The following is a 1325-nucleotide window of genomic DNA, read 5'->3' as shown; positions in this document are numbered from 1 at the left end:
AGTCAAGTCCATAATCTTGTGTAAAATTCATTATGTCAGCAAGTGGATCTAACCAATCCACTTTTTTGTTGATTCAGTAAAACTAATATACTGTCTTGAACTCGATTGCCAATCTTCATGAATATCTATTAATACTGCACCTATTAACCTAAGCGCAGATTGTTCATTTGGAAATATTCGTACAACTTTTTCTCTTCGTCGTATTTCAGAATTAACACGTTCTAGCATGTTAGTGCTTTTCAAACGCGAATAATTTGTTTCATCGATTGAACAGTATTGAAAGCTATCTTCAAAGCCTTCATCAAGACACTCTACCATTTTTTGATACTTGTCTGAGTAGAGTTTCACAATACTATTCTTAATAGTTCTTGCGATTTCTATGTTATTTGTCTTGAATAACACCTTAAGTTCGTCTCTGACAGTTTCTGTATTTTTTCGTGGAAGTTTATCAAATACATTCCTCATAAAGTGTACTTGACATCTTTGCCAAGAAACTCCCACGAAAACCTCGCGTATCGCTGCGACCTCTCCTTTATGTGCATCTGAAATAACAAGCTTTAATCCTTTAAGACCACGATCTATAAGGCTTAGGTAGAGCTGTTTCCATGTCTCATAAGATTCGGTATCTGAAACTGAAAAACTAAGTAGTTCGCGCTCTCCTATATCATTTATACCAAGAACAACATGAAAAGCCTTTGATATTACTCTCCCACTTTCTCGAACTTTAATATAAAGGACATCACTGAATATGAATGGATATTTTCTTTCAAGAGGTCTATTCAAAAAACTATTAACCATTAAATCAAGTTCAGAAGTCAATGTGCTGACAAAGGATTTTGAAACGGATGTACCACATAGCTCTTCAACAACTTTTGAGACCTTACGTGTCGAAACGCCTTGAACATACATTTCGAGCATGGTAGAAAGCAATGCTTTTTCATTACGTTGATAGCGCTCAAATACAGATGGAGAAAACTCACCATCACGAGTTCTCGGAACCGCTAACTCTAATCTCCCCACTCTTGTTGTGTAACTTCTATCGTAGTAACCATTTCGCGATGAGACACGCTCACTATCACGTGAGTAGTTATCTGCATTGATATAGTGATCACGTTCCTTTTCCATTAACTGATTGAAAATCATGGTAAGCATTTGCTTGGCGACTTCATTTGCACCACTATTTGTAATAATGTCTTGAATCTGTTGTGAATCTAAAGTAAAATTAATTTGTGTCATAGAGATCTCCTTATGTTTGTTTGGGTACTAACATAATAACAGAGCCTCTATGGCTTTTTTTACTTTTACACAATTATATGGACTTTATC

At 35.5% G+C, this 1325-nt stretch carries 1 protein-coding gene; it reads right to left on the bottom strand.

Going from position 1 to position 1325, the window contains the following annotated elements:
- Positions 1-48: 48 nt before the first annotated feature.
- On the bottom strand, positions 49-1236 hold the full coding sequence (locus tag GVV10_RS09415; protein WP_159522006.1) for an IS256 family transposase: 1188 nt from the start codon (positions 1234-1236) through the stop codon (positions 49-51).
- Positions 1237-1325 lie beyond the last annotated feature (89 nt).

The organism is Erysipelothrix urinaevulpis, from assembly GCF_009828835.1.
Classification (GTDB): domain Bacteria; phylum Bacillota_I; class Bacilli_A; order Erysipelotrichales; family Erysipelotrichaceae; genus Erysipelothrix; species Erysipelothrix urinaevulpis.
This window is presented reverse-complemented; position numbering and strand designations above follow the sequence as displayed.